General features: G+C 65.2%; 2 protein-coding genes. Both read left to right on the forward strand.

Annotated features, from left to right (window positions below; translation table 11 throughout):
* The first annotated feature begins 40 nt into the window (after positions 1-40).
* Positions 41-1,798: a hypothetical protein gene (locus tag ABDV69_RS21150; RefSeq protein WP_343577764.1), complete on the forward strand. Its 1,758-nt coding sequence runs from the start codon at positions 41-43 to the stop codon at positions 1,796-1,798.
* A gap of 183 nt (positions 1,799-1,981) precedes the next feature.
* Positions 1,982-2,241: hypothetical protein (locus ABDV69_RS21155; protein WP_343577766.1), on the forward strand; the 260-nt coding region annotated here is incomplete at its 3' end.

Below are 2,241 nucleotides of genomic sequence, written 5' to 3' on the forward strand. Positions count from 1 at the left end.
GACGAAAGTCAATCAGTGTGACTGAAATTACGTGAATGCGATGGGCACGCCCCACACAGGTGAGGAGTTCGGGATGCCGATGCTGGAGGATTGTCGTGGCCGGATTTGGCGTGCGCCGATGCGCTGGTTGCGGCGCGTGCTGGTCGTCGGGGGCGTGTGCGTGCTTGTCGGCGGGGGTATGAGCATGGCCGGCGCCGCCCCGGCGCGCGCCACCGCGGTCCTGCGTGTCGGCAGCTATCAAGGGATTCCCGGGCAGTTCTCGAGCATCCAGGCGGCGGTCGACGCCGCCCAGCCCGGGGACTGGGTGCTCATCGGGCCCGGCGACTACCACGAGACCGGCAATCGCGTTGCCCCCGGGCTTCCTGACACAACGCCGGGCAGTGCCGTGCTGGTGACCACGCCCAACATCTGGATCCGTGGCATGGACCGCAACACCGTCGTGCTCGACGGCACCAACCCGGGGGCGCCGCAGTGCAGTTCCGCCCCGGGCGACCAGAACATCGGCCCGGGCAACAAGGGGCGCCAAGGCCTGCAGGTCTACAAGGTGAACGGTGTCAGCGTGGAGAACATGACCGCCTGCAACTTCCTCGGAGCGCCGCAAGCTGGCCCAGGCGGCAATCAGATCTGGTTCAACGGCGGCCATGAGACCGGCAAATTCGCGATAGGAAGTTGGCGCGGCGCGTACCTGTCGACAACCTCGACCTACTTCGTCAGCGACACCGGTCCGACGGCCAGTTATGGGATCTTCGCCAACAACACCTACGGGCCGGGGCTGTTCACGCAGGTCTACGGGAACAACATGAGCGACTCCGCGATCTACATCGGCGCTTGCCCGGACTGCAACTCGATCCTCGACCACGGCCATGGACAGAACTCGGCCGAGGGATACGCGGGAACCAACTCCGGCGGGCACCTGGTCATCCAGTACTCCGAATTCGACAACAACAGATCGGGGTTTTCCACCAACAGCGAGAACAACGCCGACCCACCGTCGCCCCAGTCCGGCAAATGCCCCGGAAACGAGACCGGTCCGACGGGGACCCATTCGTGCTGGGTGTTCTGGCACAACAAGGTGCACGACAACAACAACCCCAACGTGCCCGCCCTCGGCACCGGCCCCGCAGCTGCTCCGGTGGGGACCGGCATGACGGTCGCCGGAGGCCGGTTCGACACCATCGTCGACAACGATTTCTACAACAACGGCGGGTGGGGCGTTGCGCTGCTCCCGTATCCGTCCATCGGTAAATGGAATGCGACCGCCAACTGCCACGGCGGCGTCGGTGCCAAGCCGCTAGACCTCTGTTACTTCGACGACTGGGGTAACGAGGTCGCGAACAACAGGTTCAGCAACAACGGCTTCTTCGGCAACCCGAGTAACGGCGACATCCTCGAGGTCTCAGGTCTGCATTTTCCTGGGAACTGCTTTCACGGCAACGTCGACAGCTCAGGCAAGGCCGTCAACGCCAAGAGCCTTCAGATCGCCCTCACAGGGGTTGCCACCGCCCCGCCCCTCCTGCAAACCTTCCCGCACACCATCTGTGGACTCCCGGGCGTCGGCGCACCGCTGCCCAGCCCTGCCGGTCTGGAGGTCCTCTGCAACACGCAGATCGTCTTCAACTGCCCGACCACTCCAATTACGAACTACCCGCGCACGACGGTCGTCCAGATGATGCCGCTGCCCTCGCAGCCGAGCATGCCCGATCCGTGCCAGGGCGTGCCGCGCAACCCGTGGTGCCCCACCAACCCGGTCACCCAACCGTCGTATCCCGTGCCGGGCTCCCCGGTTTCAGTTTCCTAGGAGCCTGGAGTGAACCGGCGGAGCAGATGGCGTGGTCGCAGGCAAGGTTGAAGGCGCACGGCGAGCCCGCTGTGCGCTGTGTTGGAGATCTGGCCAAGCCGCACATGAGAAGGCTGGCCGCATCGCTCATCGGCCTTCCGCGTGTCTGAAATTACCTGACTGCAATAGGCACACTTCAGACGGTTGATGGAGTTCGGGATGCTGATGCTGGAAGATCGTCGCGGCCGGATTTGGCGTGCGCCGATGCGCTGGTTGCGGCGCGTGCTTGTCGTCGGGGGCGTGTGCGTGCTTGTCGGCGGGGGTATGAGCATGGCGGGCGCCGCCCCGGCTCGTGCCACCGCGGTCCTGCGTGTCGGCAGTTATCAAGGGATTCCCGGGCAGTTCTCGAGCATCCAGGCGGCGGTCGACGCCGCCCAGCCCGGGGACTGGGTGCTCATCGGGCC

Source organism: Mycobacterium sp. (assembly GCF_039583785.1).
Taxonomy (GTDB): domain Bacteria; phylum Actinomycetota; class Actinomycetes; order Mycobacteriales; family Mycobacteriaceae; genus Mycobacterium.

Excerpts from the sequence above, each read along its gene's own strand:
- ABDV69_RS21150 (WP_343577764.1), top strand. The coding sequence starts at position 41 with ATGGGCACGCCCCACACAGGTGAGGAGTTCGGGATGCCGATGCTGGAG.